Source organism: Micromonospora sp. SL4-19 (genome assembly GCF_047921475.1).
In the GTDB taxonomy this organism is placed as follows: Bacteria; Actinomycetota; Actinomycetes; order Mycobacteriales; family Micromonosporaceae; genus Micromonospora.
On the sequence record NZ_JBLROB010000003.1, the window covers coordinates 307,667 to 329,096 of the forward strand.

The window sequence follows — 21,430 nt, forward strand, 5'->3', positions numbered from 1 at the left end:
CGGGCCCGGCCGGGTTCAGGGCGATGCGGGTGGCGCCTCGGCAGAAGGGCCGGGCGCCGGGGTGGTGGACGGCGACAGCCCGGCCTTACCGCGCCGAGGTCAACCCGCCCGCTGCAACCCGAGGGCCTGCGCGAGACCGGCCCGCCCCCGCAGCCCGAGCTTGACGTACGCCCGTTGGAGGTGGTTCTCCACGGTCCGCACGGACAGCACCAGTTCGGCGGCGATCGCCGCGTTGTCGTGCCCCGTCGCGGCGAGCTCGCAGATCTGCCGCTCCCGGGGGGTGAGGTCGTCCGGGGTGCTCGGCCGGGGGCTCAACGGTGGCCAGTAGCCCCCGCACCGCTCCCGCAGCAGGTCGGCCCGACGGGCCAGCAGGTTCGCCCGGCGGTGGTCGCCGCGGCGGCCGTACGCCGTCTCCGCGGCGACCACCGCCTCCAACCCGAGGGTCAGATAGCCGCCGGTCTCCAACGCGGTGCCGACCCGCTCGAGCGCGGCCGGGTCGTCGGCGGCGAGCGCGTGCGCGTAGTCGGCCCACAGCGCGAACAACGGGCTGTCACATCCGGCCGCGACCTGGGCCAGCCGCTCGGCGGTCCCGGCGGTGGGCTCCAGCCGGGAGAGCAGGTGCAGGCACTCCACCGTGATCGTCGTCGCCTGGTCGGCCCGCCCCGGCAGCTCGCGCAGCGTGCCGACGGCCGTCGCGAGCTGCCCGTCGGCGGCGGCCAACCAGGCCGCGGTCAGTTCGGCGTCGGCGGCCACCAGGCCCCGGAGCTGCCCACCGTCGCCGCCGGCGTGGTCGTCGACCAGTTGGCGCAGCAGCCGCCGGCTCTCGGCCAGCTCGCCCAGCTGCGCCGCCACGTACGCGTTGGCCGACAGCACGTAGTCCCGGATCGGGAACAGGGTGCGGTCACCGGCGAGGGTCCGCGCCTCGTGCAGCCAGCGCATCGACCGGCGCATCTGGCCGGCGTGGTAGGCGCACTTGCCCCGCGCGAAGGCGAGCAGGCCCACCGCGTCGGCGGCGCCCCGATCCACCGCGTCCCGGTAGTACCGCTCCGCCAGCCCTTCGGCCTCGGGCAGCCGGCCCGACATCAGCAGGGACTGCACATGGCAGGCCTGCGTGGCGGCCCGCATCGTCGCCCAGGTGTCCGGGATGTCGACCTCCCCGGTGTCGAACATCCGGGCCGCGCGGCCCGGCTGGCCGTCGAACAGCAGCAGGTAGGGCTGCAGGGCGGTGACGGCGGTCGCCAGCAGGGGATCCCGCGGCGGGTCCACCGCCAGCCGAGCCACGGAGGCCCCGGCGCCACCGCTGTCGCCGCTGAACGCCGCGATCCCGACCTCCGCGGCCAGCAACCCGGGGTACGCCTCCGCGGGCAGCTCGCGGCGACCCGTGTCGATCACCTCGCGGGCCTGGTCGGGCCGGCGGCCACCCCAGAACAGGTTCAGCGCCCGCAGCGCCGCCGCCTCCGCGCGATCCCTGGGGTCGGTCAGGTCCGCCACCGCCCGGGCCAGGTGTCCGTCCGCCTCGTCGCTGCGGCCCTGAGCCACCAGTGCCCGCGCCACCTGCCAGTCCCCACGGGCGGACTCGACCCGGCGGCCGAGCCGCTCCGCCAGCGCCGGGTCGTGCCGGCGCAGCGCGTACTCGGAGGCCACCAGCAGGTCCTCCTCGGCGACCGGCAGATCAGCCTCGCAGCGCCAGGCCACCACCCGGGCCAGGTCGCCCTCGCCACCGCCGTCCACCGCCGCCAACGCCTCGGCCAGGTTCCGGCGCAGGCGGCGGGCGCGCAGCGCGCCGGTACGGTTGCGCACCACCTCCGCGTACAGCGGGTGGCCGGTCTGCACCAGCACGGCCGAACCGTGCCGGACCAGCCGGATCAACCCGCGTTCCTCCAGCCGCTCGGCGGTACGCGGTTCGACCGTCCGCTCGATCAGGGCCAGGGGTGCCGGCTCGGCGTGGGCGACGTACTGCAGCGCCTCGGCCTCGTCGGGGTCGAGCGTGCCGAGGGTCTGCTCGATCAGCTCGGCGAGATGGGTGGGGCACAGCGACTCGGCCGGCCACGTCCACATGCCGTCGTGCCGGACCAGCCCGCCGTCGCGCAGCCCGCACCGTAGCGCCTCGCGGAGGAACAGCGGGTTGCCCTGGCTGATCCGCCACAGCGCGCCGAGGGTCAGGCCGTCGACCGGGCCACCCAGCGCGTCGCGTACGACGAGTGCGGCCTCGTCGGGATCCAGCGGCGGTACGTGCACCCGGTCCACCGACCGGGACCGCCGCAGCGCGGCCACCGGACCCGCGTCCAGGGCGTCGGTGCGTACGCTGGCGACCACCTGGACGGTGCCGCCGGCGACGAGCCGTTCGAGCAACGCTCCCGACGCGTCGTCCAGCCAGTTGAGGTCGTCCACGCCGATGACCACGCCGTGCCCCGCCGCGACGTCGCGCAACCGTCGCTCGACGTCCCGGAAGACGTCGGCCACGTTCGCGTCGGACGGCTGGGGGAGCCGGCTGGCGAGGACACCGAAGGGCACGTCCCGCCAGCCGGGTGTGGCGGTGACCCGCAGGACGACACGCTGTCGCTGCAACGCGTGGTCGAGCACCTCGTCGAGCAGCCGGCTCTTGCCGACCCCGGGGTCCCCGGTGAGCAGGACACCCGACCCGGACGCCGCGCCGAGCGCCGCGACCGCCCGGTCCCGCTCACGCGTCCGGCCGACGAACGGCCATCCGGCATCCCCGTCCACGAGACATCCTGGCGCAGCCACTGGACCCCTTCACCCCCCGGGCCGGACCACCCACCCCCGGGCCCGGTCGCCAATCTTTTCCTCGACCCGCTCGGCCGGCCGGATCGGAGCGTGCGGCGGTCTGAGTGACTCGGGCCCCACCCTCACACACCGTGCGCGGTGAGGCCGTCGCCTTTCGGACACGCCCGCACACCTGACGCTCCGGGCCGCCCGGACGGTTGTCGCCGGCGCGACAGGACCGGTCCGGACTGAGGTAGCGACTACTCATGTGGCGACGTTCCGGGGCGCGGAGGCTGGTCTGCAAGCGACCGCCGGGCAGGCCGGACGGTCGTCGTGAAAGGAGATCCGCATGTCCATCACCGACATCGTCAACGGCTGGAAGGACGAGTACCGCCGCGCCACCGCCCCGGCGTCCGCCGAGGCCCACCCGGCCGGCGTAGTGGAGCTGGACCGCGACCAGCTGGAGACGGTCGCCGGCGGTGCCGCCGCGACCACCGGTCACACCACGGCCTGCTGCCACTGCGTCTGCTGAGTCCGTACGGCCGACCCGATGACGGGTCCCACGGGGTCCGGGCCCGGCCCGGACCCCACCGTCCCACCCGATCCACCGCCGCTGGAGCGCCGCATGTCCACTGTCCCGCATCCCGCCGACGACGACCCGACCTCCCGGATCGAAGAGCGACTCCTGGCCGCGCTGACGATCACGGAACGGCTGGCCGCGCCCCCGTTCCCGGACGCGGAGCCCGGCGAGCGGGCCCGGTGGCGGCTGTCGCGCTGGCGCACCGGCGGCGCCTTCGCCGGCGACGAGGACTGGCGACGCCGGCTGGCGGCGGAGGGCCTGGACGAGCCGGCCCTGCTCGCGCTCCTGGACGAGTCGCCGGCGCGGCTCGCCGCCCGGCTCGGCCGGGCCCCGGAGTGGATCCGCGACCTGGTGGCCTGCTACCGCGCGGCGCCGAGCGCCGAGATCGACCCGGAGCTGCTGCCCGGCCGCCCGCTCGACGCGTCCCTCGCGCTGGTGGCGCCGCTGGTCGCGCGGGCCCGAGCCCGGGTGTCGCGACGTGCCCGGCAGCTCGCCGACGCCGCTCCCGACCTGCTGCCGCCCGACGCCGACCGGCTGGGCGTGACCGAGGTGCTCGACGAACTCGTGGTGGTGCTCAGCCGCGCCGTCGTCCTCGAGCTCAACATCGACCGGTTGCGGGGCACCTCGCCCGGCGACACGCCGCAGGAACGGTACGCGGCCTTCTTCCGGCGCTACCGCGCCCCCGAGGCGGCCCTGGCCCTGCTGGCCGACTACCCGGTCCTGGCCCGCCAGGCGTACGACCTGACCCGCGGCTGGGCCGACCGCACCATCGAGTTCCTGGAACGGCTCGGCGCCGACGCCGCGACGCTGGGCGCGACCTTCCACGGCGGCGCCCGACCGGGGCGCCTGATGGACGTCCAGGAGACCGGCGACCCGCACCGCGACGGCCGCCGGGTGCTGGTGGCCACCTTCGACAGTGGGCTGCGGCTGGTCTACAAGCCCCGGCCGGTCGCCGTCGAGGCCCGGTTCCAACAGCTGCTGGCCTGGCTCAACGAGCGTGGCACCGACCTGCACACGTTCACCGTCCTGCCCCGTGGCGACCATGGCTGGGCCGAGTACGTCGAGTCGAGCGCCCCCACCACGCCCGCCGGCCAGCACCGGTTCGCCCGCCGGTACGGGGCACTGCTGGCCCTGCTGCAGGCTGTCGGCGCCACGGACTGCCACCGGGAGAACGTGCTCGTCCACGGCGAGCATCCGGTCCTGGTCGACCTCGAAACCGTGTTCACCCCCGCGGTCACCCGGGCCGCGACGGCCCGCGACGGCGGGGACGCGATCGCCGACTCGGTGCTCGCGGTGGGGTTGCTGCCCCGGGCCGACGAGGCGGCGGGCCCGGCCGGCGACGGCTGCAACTGCTCGGCCTGGCAGGCCGAGGGAACCGATGAGATGCGGCTGTGCGCGCCGGGCCACCGCCACGACGAGCACGGCCGGCACGACCCCGGTACCGCCGATCCGGTCATGGTCGACGTCGCCGCGTGCCTGCCGCAGGTGCTGGACGGCTTCACGACCACCTACCGCCTGCTCATGGCGGTACGCGACGAACTGCTCGCCCCGGACGGGCCGGTCGCCGCGTTCGCCGCCGACGAGATCCGGGTGGTGCTCCGTCCGACCCGGACGTACCTGCGGCTGCGGGACGCCGCCCTGCACACCGACGCGCTGCAGGACGGCCTGGACACCGAGCGCCTGCACGACTGGCTCTGGTCGGGGGTGGCCGAACTGCCGCTGCTGGCTGCCACCGTCGCGGCGGAACGGACCGACCTCGCGGGCCGCGACGTGCCGATGTTCACCACCACGGTGGACTCCCGCGACCTGTGGACCAGCCGCGGGCGGCGGTTGCCCGGCCTGCTCGCCCGGTCCGGCCTCGCCGAGGCGCGACGTCGGCTCGCGCGGCTGGGGGAGACCGACCTGGCCCGGCAGCGCTGGCTCGTGCGGGCCGCCTTCACCGCCCGGGTGGACGCGGCGGATGCCCCGCACGCCCACGTGCGCTGGCGGCTGGCGCAGCTGCCGCCGGCTCCGGTGCCGCCGCCGGCGGCGTACCTGACCGCCGCGAACGCGGTGGCCGACGCGGTGGCCCGCCTGGCCTGCACGGGAGCCGAGCCGACCTGGTTCGGTCTCGCTCCCGCCACCGGTGACCCGGGCCGCTGGGCGCCGGCGCCGCTGGGCCCGCACCTCTACGACGGGGTTGCCGGGGTGGCGCTCTTCCTGGCCCACGCGGGCCGGCTCACCGGCGAGCAGCGATTCACCGACCTCGCGGACCGCGCCGCCGCCGGGCTCGCCGCCCGGATCGTCGACCGCCGGATCCCCGACGACCGGATCGGCGCGTTCACCGGCTGGGGCGGCCTGCTCTACGCCCTCGGCCATCTCGGGGCGCTGTGGCAGACCCGCCGGTTCGGCCCGGCCGTCGACGTGGCGCTGGCGCGGATCGCCGCGCTGGCCGCCGTCGACCAGGCCCCGGATCTGGTCGACGGGTCCGCCGGCGCCGTGCTCGCCGTGTCCCGCGCCGGCCTGGACCCCGAGCGGGTCGGGCCGGCCGTGCGCGGTCTCGCCCGCCGGCTGCTCGCCGCCGCCGACCGCTACGCCCACCCGGCCCGCGGGTCCACCGGCGTCCCCCTGGGCGGACTCGCCCACGGGTCGGCCGGGATCGCCGCCGCGCTGGCGCACGCCTGGGAGGTGACCGGCGACCCCGCGTACGCCGATGCGGCTGCCCGGGCACTGGCCTACGACCGCAGCCTGTTCCGCCCCGCCGATGCGAACTGGGCCGACCTGCGCCGGCCGGGACGTTGCGCGGTGACCTGGTGCCACGGCGCCCCGGGAATCGGGCTGTCGCGCCTGCTGGTCCGGGACGCCGTCGGCCCGGACGACGCGCTGGACACCGAGATCGCGACCGCGGTCGCCACCACGCTCGCCGTCGGGTTCGGGCGCAACCACTCGCTGTGCCACGGCGACCTCGGCAATCTCGACCTGCTGCTGGCCGCGGCCCCGCAGCAGGCGGTGGCGCCGGCGGCGGCGGTGCTGCGCGACGGGCTCGCCGGCGGCTGGCGCTGCGCGAACCCGACGGCCCTCGCGTCCCCCGAACTGATGACCGGCCTGTCCGGGATCGGTCTCGCACTGCTGCGGCTCGCCGCACCCGAGCGCGTGCCGTCCGTGCTCCTGCTGGCACCACCGGCAACGGCCGGGCGGGCCCGCCGCCGCACCGGCACATCCGGCGCCCGGGGGCGACAGTGGGCAGCCTGACCGGGAGCGTGGCGCGCCGGGCCTGGCCGGGCCGGCACCGGGTGCCGCTGGTGCTCCAGATGGCCGACGCCGACTGCGGCGCCGCCTGCCTGGCGATGATCTCCCGCTGGCACGGCGTACGCGCCTCCCTGGCGTCCGTGCGGGAGCGGCTCGACGTCGGCCGGGACGGGGTCACCGCGCGGGCGCTGCTCGCCGCGGGGCCACGGTTCGGGCTGCACGGCCGGGCCTTCCGGGCCGACGCGGAGCAGGTCGGCACGCTGCCCCTACCGGCCGTCGTGCACTGGGAGGACGCCCACTTCGTCGTCGTGGAACACGTCGGCGAGCGCGGGATCCGGTTGGTCGACCCGGCGCTCGGACGTCGGCTGCTCACCCCGGCCGAGTTCGCCGCCGGGTTCAGCGGGACGGTGCTGACCTACGCCCGCGACCCGCAGTCCCCGCCCGAGCCGCCGGACGCCCGACCCGGGCCGATCGCCCGGCTGCGGCGCGTTCGACCGCTGCTGCGGCCGTTCCTGCCTCGGCTGGGCGCCGCGTTCACCGTGTCCCTTGTCCTGCAGGCGCTGGGCCTGGCGCTGCCGATGGCCACCACGGTCGCCTTCGACCAGATCATGCCGGCCCGCGAGACCGCCCTCATGCCGTATCTGGCGCTGGCCATCGCGGCCCTGGTGCTCACCCAGTTCGGCGTGGCCTACCTGCGGTCCCGGCTCCTGGTCACGCTGCAGGCCCGGGTGGACGCCGCGCTGATGACCCGGCTGTTCGGGCACCTGCTGCGGCTGCCGTACGCCTTCTTCCAGCAACGCGCCAGCGGCGACCTGATGCAGCGGCTGTCCAGCAGCATCCTGCTGCGCGAACTGGTCACCACCCAGGTGTTGACCGCGGTGATCGACGGCGTGCTGGTGATCGCGTACTTTGGCGTGCTGCTCGCCAGCGACCTCGCCTTCGCCGGGCTGGCCGCCGCGATCGGCATCGCCCAGGTGGTGGCCGTCGCGGTGGTCAACGGCCGACTGCTGCGGCTGAGTCAGCGGCACCTCACCGTGCAGGCTGACGCGGAGAGCGCGCTGATCGAGGCGCTGTCCGGCATCGCGACGGTCAAGTCCATGGGCGCCGAGCGGCAGGTCTTCGACGGCTGGCTGCGCCGTTACACCACCGCGCTCGACGCCGACGTGGCCCAGAACCGGCTCTCCGCCACGGTCGCCAACATCACCGCGAGCGTCCAGCTCGCCGGCCCGCTTGCGCTGCTCTGGCTCGGCACCGGCCGGCTCTTCGACGGCGCCGGCCTCGGCCAGACCCTCGGCCTGCAGGCGCTGGCTCTGTCCGCCCTCACCCCGCTGGCCTCGCTGGTGGCCAGCGCCCAGGTGCTCCAGTCGGTGGTGTCGCACCTGCAACGGCTGCGCGACGTCTTCGCCGCCCAGCCGGAACCGGCCGGCGACCCGGACCTGCCCGCACCCCGGCTCACCGGCCGGATCAGCGTCCGCGACGTGAGCTTCCGCTACGACGGCGCCGCGCCGCCGGTGCTGCGCGGGATCTCGTTCGACGTCACGCCGGGGGAGAAGGTCGCCGTCGTCGGTCCCTCGGGCAGCGGCAAGAGCACCCTGGCCATGCTGCTGACCGGCCTCTACCGGCCGACCGCCGGGGAGATCCTGTTCGACGGGGTGCCGCTGTCGCGCATCGATCCGACCGCGCTGCGCCGCCAGTTCGGCGTCGTGCTGCAGGAGAGCTACCTGTTCCGCGACTCCATCCGGCGCAACGTCAGCCTCGTGCACCCCGGCATCGGCATGCCGGCGATCCGGGCGGCCGCCGAGGTCGCCGCGATCGACCAGGACATCGCGGCGATGCCGATGGGCTACGACACCCAGGTCGCCGAGCGGGGCCAGGCCCTGTCCGGCGGGCAACGGCAGCGGCTGGCCATCGCACGGGCGGTGGCCGGACAACCGGCCGTGCTGCTGCTCGACGAGGCGACCAGCCACCTCGACGTGGCCACCGAGCGGCGGGTCGACCAGGCGATCTCGGCCCTGCGCTGTACCCGCATCGTGGTGGCCCACCGGCTGAGCACCGTCCGCAACGCCGACCAGATCCTGGTGGTCGCCGGGGGACGCATCGTCGAGCGCGGCCGCCACGAGGAGCTGCTGCGCGCCGACGGCGTCTACGCCGACCTGGTCCGCTGCCAACTGACCGACGACGACTCTCCCCTGCCAGGAGGCGACCCGTGGCTACCCGTACCGTGACGACCACCGCCCGGCCGGACCACCCGGCCGAGCCACCCACGGCCGGTGCCGGCCCGTTCCCGGCGCGCCGGATCCTGGTGGCCGCCTGCGGCTCCGCCGACGTGCTCACGCTCCCGCAGTCGATCATGGTGATGCGGCACGCGCTGGGGCTCGACGTACGGGTCGTGCTCACCCCCGCCGCGGCGCGCTTCGTGCCGGCCCGCTCGTTCGCCCTCCTGACCGGGCACCCCGCCCTCGTCGACGAGGAGGCGACCGAGCAGGTGCCGCACCTGGCCCTGACGGCCTGGGCGGACCTGGTGCTCGTCCTGCCGGCCACCGCCAACACCCTGGCCAAGGCGGCCCTGGGCATCGCCGACAACCTGGTCGGCACCTGCCTGCTGGCGGCCACGGCGCCCGTCGTGCTGGTGCCCTCGATGAACCGGGCGATGTGGGAGCGCCCCGCGGTGCAGCGCAACGTCGCGCAGCTGCGCGACGACGGGTACGGCGTGGTGCCCCCGGTGCCGGTCCTCGCCCTGAGCACCGGCACGTTCGAGGGCCGGGGAATGCCGCCGATCGAGGCGGTGCTGGAGTGGGCCGCCGCCCACCTGCGGCGCCTGGACGGGCGCCGTGGCTGAGCCGCGTGGGGTGGCCGGGCCGAGGATCGCCGCCGTCGCCGTCGGGCTCGGCACCCTGCTGCTGGTGGTGGCGGCGATCCCGTTCGTCCGCGCGTACGCCGACTCGGCGGAACGCCGGCCGGCCGCCGACATCGGCGTCGGCATCGACCGGGCCGGCTGCGACCCCGAGCTGATCGACCCCGTCCGGGGCGCCGGTGTCCACGTCGGTCCCGGCACCGCCGAGCCGTACGCCACCCGGATCCGGTACGACCTGGTCCCGCCGTCGTCCGGACCGCACTTCGTGGTGCCGGCGCCGGCCGTGCGCCGGTTCTACACCACCCGCGACCGGCCGGCGATCGAGATCCTGGTGCACAACCTGGAACACGGCTACACCATCCTCTGGTACGTCGAGCCGCTGGTCCGGGATCAGACCGAGGTGCTGCGGGCGTTGGCGCGCAAGCTCGGTGACGACCGGTACGGGGGAAGGTTCGTGGTGGCGCCGTGGGACCCCGGGTACGGGGAGTTCCCGGCCGGCCGGCCGCTGGCCCTGTCGCACTGGGGCGCCACCGCCGGGTACCGGCAGTTCTGCGCCGCGGTCAGCGGTGCCGCCGTCGAGCGGTTCGTGCTGGCGCACCCGCCGAGCGATTCGCCCGAGCCGACCGGCATGTGACACATCCGGGCGCCGGGCGGCACGCATGCCGCGGCCGTTCCGGGGTAGCCACCCGATCGGGTAGGAGGAGGTGGAGACCTCGATGGGTGCTGCCGCAGCGAATCAGCCCGCGGGGCCCGGACGGCCGGTCAGTCCGGCCGACCGCCTGGCGGAGGACGTGGCCGAGGTGGTACGCGCGGAGGTGCGCGCGGTGCGCAGCCAGGTGGCGGACGCTGCCCGGCCCGCAGGGCTCGGCTTCGTCCTGCTGGCCGCCGCCGGCGGCTGCCTGGTGCTGGGCGCGGGCGCGGCCTCGACGACCGTGTTGCGCGTGTTGGAGGCGTTCCTGCCGCGCCGGCTGGCCGCTGTCGGGCTCACCGGCGGCTACCTGGCCGCCGCGGTGGTGCTGGGCCGGTTCGGGCTGGACCGGCTGCGGGCGGCGGGCGGGAGTTCCGCCCGGCTGGCCGACGAGGTCCGTGACGCGGTTTCCGGCACCGCCGGCCGGGTGGTGCCTGCCGGGTCCTCCGCGGCCCGGGACGCGCTGGGGCGCTGAGCCGCTGCTGATGATCACCGTTGCCGCCGTTCGGAGGGGGCCGCGTCATGACCGACAAGCACGAACAGGCCGAGGAGATGCGGGCCGAGGTGCCGTCGACCGTCGCCCGGTCGGACGACAAGGCGGTCCGCACCTACAAGAAGACTCTGGAGTCCGCGGAGGAGACCTACGGCGACGGCGAGCGCGCGCACCGCACCGCGTACGCGTCGCTCAAGCACACCCACGAGAAGGTCGGCGACCACTGGGAACCCAAGGAGCGCCGGGGGCCGTCCGATCCGCAGGCGGCGCAGGGCTTCCCGGCGGCCCAGGAGCGCCGGCGCCCGACCGCGCAGGGCGTGGACGCCAACGCCAGCAAGGGGCACCTCGACCAGGTGGCCCGCCGGGTGGGTATCGACAACCCGCAGGGCCTGGGCCGGGACGAGCTCGTGCGGGCGATCGAGAAGGCCAACGCCCGTGCCACCGCCCGGGCCCGCAAGCGGTGACGGCCACCGTCTCGGCGCTGGTCGGGCCGGCTCCGCCGGGCGCCGGTCGGCGAGCCCCTCGCCCCGGCCGCGTGACGTGGACTGTTTGCGCCCGCGTGCGACCGGTACCGGGACTCGGACGGACGAGGAAGGCGACGGGCGATGAAGACGGATCGGCTGAGTGACATGGTGGTCGGTGCGGCCGGCAGCATCGCCGGGGCGGTCGTCGACCCTCGCCAGGGGCTCACCCGGCTCCGCTCGGCGGGCATCGCCCGCGCCCTCGTCCCCGTGGCGGCCGGTCTGGCCGTCGGCTTCCTGCTGGCCCGGTCCCGCCGGCGCGACTGACGCCCCCGGGCGACGGTCTCCGGCACCTCGCGCTGCCCACCCCCGTTGACGACCGGTCGGCCGCGCTGGGCTCAGGGTCTGGTCGACAGCAGCCGGCTGATCTCCGGGGCGGCCGGGTGGTCCGGGGCGACGATCAGGAACCGGCGTAGCGTGCGCGGTGCCTCCGCCGACTGCTCACCGCGCTGCGCCAGTCCGAGCACGAGCAGGCCGTCCGGTGAGTCCGGGGCGTGGGCGAGGACGTCCCGCGCCTCCTGCTGCGCGCCGGCGGCGTCGCCGGCCCGCAGCAGCGCGAAGGCGAGCCGCAGCTGGACCCTGTCGTCCGGCCGGTCCCGCAGCGCCTCCCGGTACATCTGGGCCGCGGCCGCGTACCGGTCCTGGGCCTCCAGGTCGCCGGCCAGCTGCACGGCGACCGCGACCGGGTCGGCCGGCGGCTGCGGCGGCGGCCGGTCCAGGCGGTCGGCGGCAAGCCCGACCGCCGCCACCAGGGCCACCAGCCCGGCCGCGCCCGCCCACCAGGCCCGGCGGGCAGCCCGGCCGCCCGGTGCCGGCCGTTTCACCGCGCCCCCGGTCCGGGCCCGGCGGGGGCGCAGCGTGCGCAGGGCGGCGCAGCCGGCGCCCAGGAGGGTCAGCGCCGGCACGGCCCACAGCAGCACCCTCACCCCACGGGCGGGGGGATCGGTGAGGATCTCCGGCCCGTACCGCTGGACGAACCACCGGCGGATCTCGTCACGGTCCCGCCCCTGGGCGAGCTGGTCGGCCACTACCTGCCGCATCGCGGCCGCGATCGGCGACCGGGAGTCGGCCACCGATTCGCCCTGGCAGGCCGGGCAGCGCAGGCCGGCGGCCACCGCGCGGACCCGGTCCTCCGCGCCGGTGCCCCCGGCCGAGCGCAGCATCCCGGCCGCGGCGCCGGCGACCAGCGCGACGAGCACGAGCGCGCCCATCGCCGCCCGCCACCTCATCCGGACAGCAGCGGGGCCACCCGCTGCTCCAGCCACGCCCGGGTCACCACGCCCCGCTGTCGGTCGACGATCCGGCCGTCCCGGTCCACCAGGAAGGTCTCCGGCACCCCCTGTACGCCCCAGTCGACCGACCGGGTGCCGTCCGGGTCGGGCAGCACGGTCAGCCCGGTCGCGTCGGTCTCGTCGAGCAGTGCCCGGACCGCCTCGGTGCCGTCCCGGACGTTCAGCCCCACCAGGCGCAGCCCGCGCGGTGACCACCGGCGCTCGGCGTCCACCAGCAGCGGCAGCTCGTCGCGGCAGGGGCCGCACCAGGAGGCGAAGACGTTGACCAGCACCACGTGACCCCGGGCGGCGGCCAGGTCGAACCGTCCACCGTCCAGCGTGTCCCCGGAGAGCGCGGGGGCCGGCGCCGGTCCCGAGGCGCCGGCGCCCGTGGGCGTCGGCGTGCCGGGCGAGCGCAGGCCCAGGGCGACCAGTGTGCCGATGGCGACGGTGACCGCGAGCACCACCGCCGGTCCGGGGCGCAGCCCGGCCGGTGGGCGCCGGACAGGTCGTCTCATCCGACGCCTCCTGGGCCGGCGGCCCCCGAGCCGGCGGGTTCCGCGCCGACGGCTCGCGGTCCGGCGACTCGCGAGTCGGCGGATTCCGCGCCGACGGCGACGGTCGACGGCTGCCGGCCGCCGGCCTGCGCGGTCGGCCGCCGCCGGGAGCGGGCGGCGCCGACCGCCGCGACGACTCCACCGGCCGTGGTCAGGGCACCACCGGCCCAGAGCAGGCCGACGAGCGGGTTCACCGCGATCCGGATGGTCGCGCTGCCGCTGTCCTCGGCGACCGCGATCAGGGTGACGTACGTGTCCCGTAGCGGTCCGGTGCCGATCGCCGGCACGGTCACCGCCATGTCCCGGGCCGGGTGGTAGCGCAGCGCCGGCGTGATCGTCCGCTCCGCGCCGCCCGCCTCGGTGAGCCGGAGCCGGGCGCGCACCGTCATGCCGCCGCCCCCGGCGCCCCGGTCCACCCCGAGCAGTTGGACGCGCACGTCGGCCACCCGCAGGGTCTCCCCGGTGCGGACGGTCCGCTCAGTGTCCCGGCCGTACGCCGAGGATCCGGCGACACCCACCGCGACCAGGGCGATGCCCGCGTGCGCGACGAGCCCGGCGAGACCGACGACCCGGCCGCGGGCGCGCAGCCGGTCGACCAACTGCCCGGCCTGGCCGACCAGCACGAACGTGGCGGCACCGAACGCGGCGAGCGCGGGCAGCCCGGGACGGCTGAACAGGCCCACCAGCGCGACGGTGGCCAGCGCGGCGGCGCCGGGCACGGCGAGCCGGCGCAGGCCCCGGGTTCGGTCGCGCAGTGCCGGCGTCACCCCGGCCAGCAGCAGCACCACGACCGCCAGCGGCACCGCCGTGCGCTGGTAGTAGGCGGGTCCGACGGAGGTCCGTACCCCGCCGAGCGGCGCGGAGAGCAGCGGGAAGATCGTGCCGACCAGCACCACCGCCGCGATGGTCACCAGCAGTACGCCGTTGACCAGCACCGCCGTTGGCCGGGACAGTGCCGGGGCGCCGTGGCGGGTCGGTCGGTCGGTACGCCGTCCCGTCGCCACTGTCGACACCACGACGGCCAGCAGGACGAGGCCGAGCAGCATCGGCCCCAGCGGCGAGTCGGTGAAGGCGTGCACGCTGGTGACCGCGCCGGACCGGGTGAGGAAGGTGCCGAGCAGCACCAGGATGAAGCTGGCCACGGCCAGCGTGGTGTTCCACGCGGCCCGGCCGGTGGCCCGTCCGAGGGCGGTGTGCAGGAAAGCGGTGGCGGTCAGCCAGGGCAGCAGGGAGGCGTTCTCCACCGGGTCCCACGCCCAGTAGCCGCCCCAGCCCAGCACCGCGTACGACCACCAGGCGCCCAGGCCGATGCCGGCGGTCAGCGCCGCCCAGGCCGCCAGGGCCCAGGGCCGGGCCAGCCGCAGCCAGGCCCGGCCCTGCGGCCCGGCGAGCGGGGCGGCCAGCGCGAGGGCGAACGGCACGACCAGGCCGAGGTAGCCGGCGTAGAGCAGGGGCGGGTGCACCCCCATCGCGGGATGCTGCAGGAGCAGCGGGTTCGGCCCAGGGCCGTCGGTGGGCACCGGATCGACCGCCCGGAACGGGTTCGCGGCGAACCGGGACAGCGCGAAGAAGAACATGGTCACCGCGCTGACGACCACCATCGCGTACGCGTGCAGCCGGGCCGGGTACCGCTGCCGGGCGAGCAGCGCCGTGAAGCCGCCGAGGACCAGCAGCCAGAGCAGCAGTGAGCCGTCCAGGGCCGACCAGAGGCTGGTCACCGTGTAGTACAGCGGCACGTGGCGGCCGCCGTTCTCCGCGACGAACCGGATGCTGAAGTCGTGCCGGAGCAGGGCCACCTCCAGCAGGGCGCACGCGGTGCCGGCGGCCGCCAGGGTTGCCGCGGCGGCGAGGCGGGCCGGGCGGGCGGGCGCGCCGAGCAGCGCCACCCGCAGCCAGAGCAGGGCGGTCAGGGTGGCGCAGGCCAGGCCGATCGCGAGGCTGGCGGTGCCGAGGTCACCGAGCATCGACCGGCCCCGGCGGCGCGGTGGACGGGCGGTACTCGTTGCCGTGCCGGACCACCACGTGGTCGGAGTGGAACACGCCGTCCGTCGCCAGGGTGCCTTCGACGACCGCCCCCTCGCCCTCGCGGAACGTCTCCGGTGGCACGCCGCGTTGCTGCACGGTGATCTCGCGGCCGCCCTCGGCGAGGCGGAACACCACCACGTCGCCGTCGTGGCGCAGCGATCCGGGCACCACGTCGCCGCCGAGGCGGATCCGCTCCCCGGTGGACGGGCCGGCGAGCACCTCGGCGGGGGTGCGGTAGTAGGTCAGGGTGTCCCGCAGCGCGCTGGTGACCAGGAGCCCACCGGCGGCGAGCAGCACGGCGACGAGGGCGGCCCGGCCCGCCCGGCGACGGGTCATCCGACCCGGGCCGGCGTGCGCTCGGGGGCGGGGGAGGCGGCGGCCAGCCGCCGTTCCAGCCGGACCACCCGGTGCAGCACGACGCAGAGCGCGACGAGGGTGGCGGCGGCGACGGCGAGCAGCAGCGCGACACCCATCCGGAGGTCGATCGGCGGGCGCTGTGGGGCGAGCACGGTCGCCTGCTGGTGCAGCGAACGCCACCAGAGCACCGAGAAGTGCACCACCGGGACGAGCAGGAAACCGGCCGCGCCGACGACCGCCGCGGGCCGCGCCACCCGGTGGTCACCACCGTCCGGCGCCCCGGTCCGCTCGCTGAGCGTCCGGCGCAACGCCAGATAGCCTGCGTACGCGAGCAGCAGCAGGGCCGTGCTGACCAGCCGGGGGTCCCACGCCCACCAGGTGCCCCAGACCAGGTGCCCCCAGAGCGAACCGGTGGCGATGGCGACGGCGGTGAGCACCACGCCGACCTCCGCGCCGGCCCGGGCGAACCGGTCCCAGCGCAGGTCGCCGCCGATCAGGTACCCGCCGCTGGCGACCAGCACGACGGCGAACGCGGTGTACGCCACCCAGGCGGCGGGCACGTGCAGGTACATGAGCCGTTGGGCCTGGCCCTGCACCGCGTCCGGGGGAGCCAGCCAGCCGCCGGCCACGACCGCGGCGACGCCCAGCGCACCGGCGAGCCAGGCCGTCGTGCGGCGTGCCGCGGCCGCTCGGGCGGTGTCCGCGACCAGGTCCACCGTGGAGGTGCGCATGATCTCCCTGTCCGCGCCCCTTGGCGCTTGCCGGATGAGCAGGACTGCCTACCCACGATAAGGGACATAAGGAGCTTCTTGCTCTCATAGTTTAAAAGGGGTTGTAGGCGGCTAAAACGGTCTACTGTCCGTTCCGATGGAGACGACGGAGCGAACGACCTCGAACGCGGCCGGGTGGCGCCCGCGCCCCGTCGTCGCCGGGCTGTTCGGCCTGTTCCTGCTCACCGGCTGCGCCGGCGACTCGCCCTCGGCGCTGAACCCCGGCGGCACCGGGGCGACCCGGGTCGCGGGCCTGTGGTGGCTGCTGTTCTGGATCTCCGTGGCGGTCTTCGTCGAGGTCATGGCGCTGCTGGTCTGGGCCCTGGTGTTCCGGCGGGGCAACGTGCGGGTACGCCACGGGCAACCGCTGCGCTTCGTCACGATCGCCGGGGCCGCGATCCCGTTCGTCATCCTCGTCGCCGTCTACGGCGTCGGCCTGCGCGACCTCGCCGCGCTCGGCGCCGCGCCCGCCCGGGACGCGCCCACCGTGGAGGTGACCGGCCACACCTGGTGGTGGGAGGTGCGCTACGCGGGCGCGTCCGGCGCCACCGCCAACGAGATCCACATCCCGGTGGGGGAGCCGGTGCGGGTACGCCTGCGCACCGACGACGTGCTGCACAGCTTCTGGGTGCCGCAGCTGATGCCGAAGACGGACCTGATCTCCGGTGAGACCCGCGAGACCTGGCTGCAGGCGGAGCGGGCCGGCAGCTACCGCGGCCAGTGCGCCGAGTACTGCGGCACCCAGCACGCCCACATGGCGTTCCTCGTCGTCGCGCAGCCCCGCGCCGAGTTCGACGCCTGGCTGGCCCGCCTGAACGCCGCGGCTCGAGCGCCGCAGACCGACGCCGAGCGCCGGGGTCAGCAGGCATTCGTCCAGGGCACCTGTGCCGGCTGCCACAGCATCCGCGGCACCGGCGCCCAGGGAAAGGTCGGGCCGGACCTGTCGGACGTCGGTTCCCGGTGGAGCATCGGCGCCGGGGCGGTGCCCAACGACGCCGGCCACCTGGGCGGCTGGATCGCCAACTCGCAGACGGTCAAGCCGGGCAACGCCATGCCGCCGCAGCCGGTCCCCGCGGCCCAGCTGCCCGACCTCATCGCCTACCTGCGGTCGCTGGAGTAGATGGGACATGTCGACGACCACGAGCCCGCCCGCCGGCCTCAGCGGCGACGACCTGGCCCGGCTGGCCGAGCACTGGGGCGAGCGCCCCTCGCTGAAGGCATGGTTCAGCACCACCGACCACAAGCGGATCGGCCGCCGCTACCTGGTCACCGCCGGGTTCTTCTTCGTGCTCGCCGGGATCAGCGCCCTGGTGATGCGGACCCAGCTCGCCCGGCCCGAGTCCGGTGTGCTCTCGCCGCAGGAGTACAACCAGCTGTTCACCATGCACGGCACGGCGATGATCTTCCTGTTCGCCACCCCGATGCTCTTCGGCTTCGGCAACTTCCTCGTCCCGCTGATGATCGGCGCCCGCGACATGGCGTTCCCCCGGCTGAACGCCTTCGGCTACTGGGTGTTCCTGTTCGCCGGTCTGTTCATGTGGGTCAGCGTGCCCTTCGGGGCGGCGCCGAACAACGGCTGGTTCGCCTACGCCCCGCTCAACCAACTGCAGCACAACCCGGGGCTGCACATGGACATCTACTCGCTCGGCCTGCTCTTCCTCGGCATCTCCACCACCTCGGCGTCGATCAACTTCATCGTCACCTCGCTGAAGCTGCGCGCGCCGGGGATGTCGCTCAACCGGGTGCCGCTGTTCGTCTGGGCGATCGTGGCCACCTCCTTCATGGTGATCTTCGCGTTGCCGGCGTTGAACGCGGACAACGCGTTGCTCTTCTTCGACCGTCGCTTCGACACCCACTTCTTCGGGCCGGCTGGCGGTGGGAACGTGCTGCTCTGGCAGCATCTGTTCTGGATCTTCGGGCACCCCGACGTGTACATCATCGTGATGCCGGGGCTGGGGATCGTGTCCGCCGTGCTTCCCGCGTTCACCCGCCGTGGCGTGGTCGGCTATCCGTTGGTCGTGCTGGCGATCGTCGCGATCTCGATCATCTCGTTCGGGGTCTGGGTGCACCACATGTTCGCCACCGGGCTGCCGCAGCTGTCGTACAGCTTCTTCAGCGCGGCCAGCACGATCATCACCATCCCGTCCGGGCTCCAGATCTTCGCCTGGCTGGCCACCATGCTGCTCGGTCGGTTGGTGCTGCGGGTGCCGCTGCTGTTCGTCATCGGGTTCATCGTGACCTTCGTGCTGGGCGGGTTCACCGGCGCGATGTTCGCGCTGACCGCGTTCGACCAGCAGGTCACCGACTCGTACTTCGTGGTGGCGCACTTCCACTACGTGCTGATCGGCGGGTCGGTCTTCCCGATGCTCGCCGGCATCTACTTCTGGCTTCCCAAGATCACCGGCCGGATGTACCACGAGGGGCTCGGGAAGTGGGCGTTCTGGCTGGTCTTCACCGGCATGCACGTCACGTTCTTCCCGATGCACCTCACCGGCCTCTTCGGCATGCCCCGTCGGATCTACACCTACCGCAGTGAGCCGGGCTGGGACGGGTGGAACGCGGTCAGCACGGCCGGCTCCTACCTGCTGGCGCTCGGGTTGCTGCTGGTGCTGGCCGGCATCGTGCACGCCCTGCTGCGGGGCCGGCCGGCCCCGCCGGACCCGTGGGGGGCCGACACCCTGGAGTGGACGGCGGCCTCGCCGCCCGAACCGTACAACTTCCCGGTGATCCCCATGGTGCACAGCCTGCACTCGGCCTGGGACGAACGGACCGCCGAATCCACCGGCGCGGGGGCGACCGAGGACCGCATCCTCAGCGACGGCAAACGCACGGTGTTCACCAGCGAACTGGACGCCCGCTACGAACGGGCGGTCGAGATGCCGGAGTCCAGCCTCAAACCGCTGCTGCTCGCCGGGGCGCTGCTGGTCTTCTTCGTCACCATGCTGTTCGCCTGGTATCCGGTGGCGGTGGTCGCGGCGGTGGTGGTGGCGGCGACGATCGCGGCCTGGCTCTGGCCGCCCCGCCGCCCCGACGAGGAACTGGGGGTGGCGGCATGACCGACCACGGCGGGGTGGTGGCCGCGGCCACCGGCGCGGAGGCGCTGAGCACGGAACTGCCGGTCGGTCGGCCGACCGGCTGGTGGGGCATGGTGATGTTCGTGGCCACTGAGGCCACCCTCTTCGCCTGCCTGCTCGGCAGCTACTTCTACCTCCGCTTCCAGTTCGGCCCCGAGTGGCCGCCGGGCGGCCTCGAAAAGCCCAAGCTGCTCATCCCGCTGCTGATGACCCTGGTGTTGGTGCCCAGCAGCCTGCCCGTGGTCTGGGCCGAACACGGCATCCGGCAGGGCCAGCGCTGGCGCCTGCGGGCCGGCCTCGCCGCGACCCTGGTGATGGGGCTGATCTTCATGGGCCTGCTCGTGAAGGAGTACGCCGACGACCTCAAGCTGCACACCCTGACCACCAACGTCTACGGCTCGCTGTTCTATCTGATCACCGGCTTCCACGGTCTGCACGTCTCGGTCGGGTTGATCATGATCGGGTGGCTGCTCGCCGCCTCGCTTCGCGGCGGCAGCTTCGGGTCGCGCCGCCACGAACGGGTCCGTAACGCCGCCATCTACTGGCACTTCGTCGACACGGTGTGGGTCGGCATCCTGTTCACCATCTACCTCTCCCCGCGGCTGTGATGACCACCCGGCCCGACTCCCGAACCCGGCTGGCCGGCGGCCTGCTGCTCTGGTACGGCGTGCTCGGTGGCGCCGTCGCCTGGGCGGTGCACCTGCTCGCCGCGTGGTCGATGGACGAGCTGGTCTGCGCCACCGGCTCGCAGTCCATCTCGGTCCTCCCGCTCTGGCAGGCCGTCGGGCTGGCCGTGGTGGTCCCCGGCCTGGTCGCCGTGGGCTCCCTGGTGGTGGCCGCGCTGGCCTGGCGGCGCACCGCGGCGGCTCAGGCCGCCGGGACGACGGGCCGCGCCTACGACCGGTCCCGGATGCTCGCGGTGTTGGGCGTCTGGGCCAACCTGCTGTTTATCGCCATCATCGTGCTCGGCGGGATCGCCGTGCTGGTGTTCCCGCCATGTCAGCGGTGAGCGTGCACCGGGCCCACGGTCCGGACGCCCCTGCCGAGAGCCTGCTGGCCATGTTGGCGGTCGTCGCGATCTGCGTGCTCGCGGCCGGCTACGGCCGGGGCGTCCACGAGCTGTGGCGCCGGCGTGGCCCCGGCGCGGTCGTACCGGCGTGGCGGGTGGGCGCCTTCGGCGCCGGCGTGCTGGTGGTGCTCGCCGCGGACCACGGCCCGGTGCACGCGCTGGCCGAGTCCTCGTTCGCCGGCCACATGACCCAGCACATGCTGCTCATGTTGGTGGCGGGGCCGCTGCTCGCGGCCGGCGCCGCAGGACTGCCGCTGAGCCTGGCCGTGCCGCCGCCGCTGCGCCGGCTGCTCGCCCACTGCCGGGTGGCGCCACCGGTACGCCGGCTGCGCCGGCCCACCGCGTACGCCCTGCTGGCCGGGGCGGCGCAGATCGTCGTGCTCTGGTTCTGGCACCTGCCGGGGCCCTACGTCGCGGCGGTCGACCGGCCCGCCGTGCACTACGTCGAGCACCTCTGCCTGCTGGGGACGGCCTGGCTGTTCTGGGCGCCGGTGCTCGGCGCCGCCCGGCGCCGCCCGCCCGCCCCGGTGACCGTGCTGCTGCTGGTGGGCACCATGCTGCCCGCCTCCGCGCTCGGCGCCGTGCTCGTCTTCGCTCCGGAACCGGTCTACCCGGTGCGCGTGCTCGGCCCCGACCCGCTGACCGACCAGCAGCTCGCCGGGCTGCTGATGTGGGCGCCGATGGACGTGGTCGTGCTGGTCGTGGCGCTGAGCGTGTTCCTGCGCTGGCTGCTGCGGATGGCCCGCGACCGGCCCGAGGGGCCGCCACCGGCACCGCTGACCCGGTCGGCGACGGTCGAGGCCGGATCGGAAGGGATGGCCCGATGACACTGACCCGCACCCTCCGGGCGCTCGGCGCGGCCGTCGTCGGTCTGCCGATCGTCGCCGTCCCCGGCTGCGCCTCGACGGCCCCGGCCCCGCCGCCACCGCAGTCGCACGTCGGGCGACCTGACCGCGGCGCGCAGCTGATCGCCCAGTACGGCTGCGGATCGTGCCACACCATCCCGGGCATCAACCGCGCCAACGGACTGGTGGGTCCGCCGCTGACCCAGTTCGGCGCCCGCTCCTACGTCGCCGGCAAGCTGCCGAACAACGCCGACAACCTGGGCCGCTGGATCACCGATCCGCAGGCCGTGGAGCCCGGTACCGCCATGCCGAACCTGGGCGTCAGCGCGATCGACGCGCAGGACATCGTCGCCTACCTCTACACCGCGGGCTGA

At 75.1% G+C, this 21,430-nt stretch carries 20 protein-coding genes; 14 read left to right on the top strand and 6 right to left on the bottom strand.

The genetic code is table 11. The features are described 5' to 3' along the window. Window positions 1-99: 99 nt before the first annotated feature. On the bottom strand, window positions 100-2,724 hold the full coding sequence (locus ACNAVT_RS07510; RefSeq protein ID WP_416294089.1) for an AAA family ATPase: 2,625 nt from the start codon (window positions 2,722-2,724) through the stop codon (window positions 100-102). Window positions 2,725-3,073: 349 nt separating this feature from the next. On the opposite strand from ACNAVT_RS07510, the gene ACNAVT_RS07515 reads away from it, so the two are divergent. The 8 genes from ACNAVT_RS07515 (at window position 3,074) to ACNAVT_RS07550 (ending at window position 11,355) form a co-directional block, all read left to right on the top strand. Continuing rightward, window positions 3,074-3,256 carry a mersacidin/lichenicidin family type 2 lantibiotic gene (locus ACNAVT_RS07515; RefSeq protein ID WP_416294091.1) on the top strand — a complete coding sequence of 61 codons (183 nt, stop codon included), beginning with the start codon at window positions 3,074-3,076 and terminating at the stop codon, window positions 3,254-3,256. Window positions 3,257-3,349: 93 nt separating this feature from the next. Then, the gene (locus ACNAVT_RS07520) at window positions 3,350-6,535 is read left to right on the top strand and encodes a type 2 lanthipeptide synthetase LanM family protein (RefSeq protein ID WP_416294093.1); all 3,186 of its coding nucleotides are present in this window, start codon (window positions 3,350-3,352) and stop codon (window positions 6,533-6,535) included. Next, window positions 6,523-8,757, top strand: coding sequence for a peptidase domain-containing ABC transporter (locus tag ACNAVT_RS07525; protein WP_416294095.1), 2,235 nt, complete (start codon window positions 6,523-6,525; stop codon window positions 8,755-8,757). The genes ACNAVT_RS07520 and ACNAVT_RS07525 overlap by 13 nt, the downstream gene beginning before the upstream one ends. Beyond that, the gene (locus tag ACNAVT_RS07530; protein ID WP_416294096.1) at window positions 8,739-9,371 is read left to right on the top strand and encodes a flavoprotein; all 633 of its coding nucleotides are present in this window, start codon (window positions 8,739-8,741) and stop codon (window positions 9,369-9,371) included. The genes ACNAVT_RS07525 and ACNAVT_RS07530 overlap by 19 nt, the downstream gene beginning before the upstream one ends. After that, window positions 9,364-10,020 (top strand): DUF3105 domain-containing protein, encoded by a 657-nt coding sequence (locus ACNAVT_RS07535; protein ID WP_416294098.1) that lies wholly within the window; start codon window positions 9,364-9,366, stop codon window positions 10,018-10,020. The genes ACNAVT_RS07530 and ACNAVT_RS07535 overlap by 8 nt, the downstream gene beginning before the upstream one ends. A gap of 82 nt (window positions 10,021-10,102) precedes the next feature. Then, entirely contained in the window at window positions 10,103-10,549 is a 447-nt protein-coding gene (locus ACNAVT_RS07540) for a phage holin family protein (RefSeq protein WP_416294100.1), read from the top strand. A gap of 47 nt (window positions 10,550-10,596) precedes the next feature. Beyond that, window positions 10,597-11,031 (top strand): ChaB family protein, encoded by a 435-nt coding sequence (locus tag ACNAVT_RS07545; protein ID WP_416294102.1) that lies wholly within the window; start codon window positions 10,597-10,599, stop codon window positions 11,029-11,031. Window positions 11,032-11,172: 141 nt separating this feature from the next. After that, window positions 11,173-11,355: a hypothetical protein gene (locus tag ACNAVT_RS07550; protein ID WP_416294103.1), complete on the top strand. Its 183-nt coding sequence runs from the start codon at window positions 11,173-11,175 to the stop codon at window positions 11,353-11,355. Window positions 11,356-11,426: 71 nt separating this feature from the next. Here ACNAVT_RS07550 and ACNAVT_RS07555 read toward each other — a convergent pair whose 3' ends face one another. From ACNAVT_RS07555 to ccsA, 5 genes are read right to left on the bottom strand one after another with little or no spacing between them, the layout of a single operon-like run. Continuing rightward, complete coding sequence (locus tag ACNAVT_RS07555; protein WP_416294105.1) at window positions 11,427-12,299, bottom strand: cytochrome c-type biogenesis protein CcmH; 873 nt, start codon at window positions 12,297-12,299, stop codon at window positions 11,427-11,429. 14 nt (window positions 12,300-12,313) lie between these two features. Next, the gene (locus ACNAVT_RS07560; protein ID WP_416294107.1) at window positions 12,314-12,877 is read right to left on the bottom strand and encodes a TlpA family protein disulfide reductase; all 564 of its coding nucleotides are present in this window, start codon (window positions 12,875-12,877) and stop codon (window positions 12,314-12,316) included. Continuing rightward, window positions 12,874-14,880: a heme lyase CcmF/NrfE family subunit gene (locus ACNAVT_RS07565; protein WP_416294109.1), complete on the bottom strand. Its 2,007-nt coding sequence runs from the start codon at window positions 14,878-14,880 to the stop codon at window positions 12,874-12,876. The genes ACNAVT_RS07560 and ACNAVT_RS07565 overlap by 4 nt, the downstream gene beginning before the upstream one ends. Then, entirely contained in the window at window positions 14,870-15,277 is a 408-nt protein-coding gene (locus ACNAVT_RS07570) for a cytochrome c maturation protein CcmE (RefSeq protein ID WP_416294110.1), read from the bottom strand. Before ACNAVT_RS07570 ends, ACNAVT_RS07565 begins: the two co-directional genes overlap by 11 nt. Next, complete coding sequence (gene ccsA / locus ACNAVT_RS07575) at window positions 15,274-16,029, bottom strand: cytochrome c biogenesis protein CcsA (RefSeq protein WP_416294112.1); 756 nt, start codon at window positions 16,027-16,029, stop codon at window positions 15,274-15,276. Before ccsA ends, ACNAVT_RS07570 begins: the two co-directional genes overlap by 4 nt. A 136-nt stretch (window positions 16,030-16,165) precedes the next feature. On the opposite strand from ccsA, the gene coxB reads away from it, so the two are divergent. The 6 genes from coxB to ACNAVT_RS07605 are packed head-to-tail and all read left to right on the top strand — an operon-like array spanning window position 16,166 to window position 21,430. Continuing rightward, entirely contained in the window at window positions 16,166-17,188 is a 1,023-nt protein-coding gene (gene coxB / locus ACNAVT_RS07580) for a cytochrome c oxidase subunit II (RefSeq protein WP_416294114.1), read from the top strand. Window positions 17,189-17,195: 7 nt separating this feature from the next. Further along, a complete protein-coding gene (gene ctaD, locus ACNAVT_RS07585) occupies window positions 17,196-19,124 on the top strand; it encodes a cytochrome c oxidase subunit I (RefSeq protein ID WP_416294115.1) in 1,929 nt (642 codons plus the stop codon). After that, window positions 19,121-19,750, top strand: coding sequence for a cytochrome c oxidase subunit 3 (locus ACNAVT_RS07590; RefSeq protein ID WP_416294117.1), 630 nt, complete (start codon window positions 19,121-19,123; stop codon window positions 19,748-19,750). Before ctaD ends, ACNAVT_RS07590 begins: the two co-directional genes overlap by 4 nt. Continuing rightward, window positions 19,750-20,151, top strand: a complete 402-nt coding sequence (locus tag ACNAVT_RS07595) for a hypothetical protein (protein ID WP_416294119.1) — start codon at window positions 19,750-19,752, stop codon at window positions 20,149-20,151. Before ACNAVT_RS07590 ends, ACNAVT_RS07595 begins: the two co-directional genes overlap by 1 nt. Next, on the top strand, window positions 20,148-21,038 hold the full coding sequence (locus ACNAVT_RS07600) for a cytochrome c oxidase assembly protein (protein ID WP_416294120.1): 891 nt from the start codon (window positions 20,148-20,150) through the stop codon (window positions 21,036-21,038). Before ACNAVT_RS07595 ends, ACNAVT_RS07600 begins: the two co-directional genes overlap by 4 nt. After that, on the top strand, window positions 21,035-21,430 hold the full coding sequence (locus ACNAVT_RS07605; protein WP_416294122.1) for a c-type cytochrome: 396 nt from the start codon (window positions 21,035-21,037) through the stop codon (window positions 21,428-21,430). The genes ACNAVT_RS07600 and ACNAVT_RS07605 overlap by 4 nt, the downstream gene beginning before the upstream one ends.

Bases quoted from the DNA above. Each gene is read 5' to 3' on its own strand.
- coxB (WP_416294114.1), top strand. From the start codon at position 16,166: ATGGAGACGACGGAGCGAACGACCTCGAACGCGGCCGGGTGGCGCCCG.
- ACNAVT_RS07570 (WP_416294110.1), bottom strand. From the start codon at position 15,277: ATGACCCGTCGCCGGGCGGGCCGGGCCGCCCTCGTCGCCGTGCTGCTC.
- ACNAVT_RS07550 (WP_416294103.1), top strand. From the start codon at position 11,173: ATGAAGACGGATCGGCTGAGTGACATGGTGGTCGGTGCGGCCGGCAGC.
- ACNAVT_RS07545 (WP_416294102.1), top strand. From the start codon at position 10,597: ATGACCGACAAGCACGAACAGGCCGAGGAGATGCGGGCCGAGGTGCCG.
- ACNAVT_RS07560 (WP_416294107.1), bottom strand. From the start codon at position 12,877: ATGAGACGACCTGTCCGGCGCCCACCGGCCGGGCTGCGCCCCGGACCG.
- ACNAVT_RS07595 (WP_416294119.1), top strand. From the start codon at position 19,750: ATGACCACCCGGCCCGACTCCCGAACCCGGCTGGCCGGCGGCCTGCTG.
- ACNAVT_RS07605 (WP_416294122.1), top strand. From the start codon at position 21,035: ATGACACTGACCCGCACCCTCCGGGCGCTCGGCGCGGCCGTCGTCGGT.
- ACNAVT_RS07590 (WP_416294117.1), top strand. From the start codon at position 19,121: ATGACCGACCACGGCGGGGTGGTGGCCGCGGCCACCGGCGCGGAGGCG.
- ctaD (WP_416294115.1), top strand. From the start codon at position 17,196: ATGTCGACGACCACGAGCCCGCCCGCCGGCCTCAGCGGCGACGACCTG.
- ACNAVT_RS07540 (WP_416294100.1), top strand. From the start codon at position 10,103: ATGGGTGCTGCCGCAGCGAATCAGCCCGCGGGGCCCGGACGGCCGGTC.
- ccsA (WP_416294112.1), bottom strand. From the start codon at position 16,029: ATGCGCACCTCCACGGTGGACCTGGTCGCGGACACCGCCCGAGCGGCC.
- ACNAVT_RS07565 (WP_416294109.1), bottom strand. From the start codon at position 14,880: ATGCTCGGTGACCTCGGCACCGCCAGCCTCGCGATCGGCCTGGCCTGC.
- ACNAVT_RS07520 (WP_416294093.1), top strand. From the start codon at position 3,350: ATGTCCACTGTCCCGCATCCCGCCGACGACGACCCGACCTCCCGGATC.
- ACNAVT_RS07515 (WP_416294091.1), top strand. From the start codon at position 3,074: ATGTCCATCACCGACATCGTCAACGGCTGGAAGGACGAGTACCGCCGC.
- ACNAVT_RS07555 (WP_416294105.1), bottom strand. From the start codon at position 12,299: ATGGGCGCGCTCGTGCTCGTCGCGCTGGTCGCCGGCGCCGCGGCCGGG.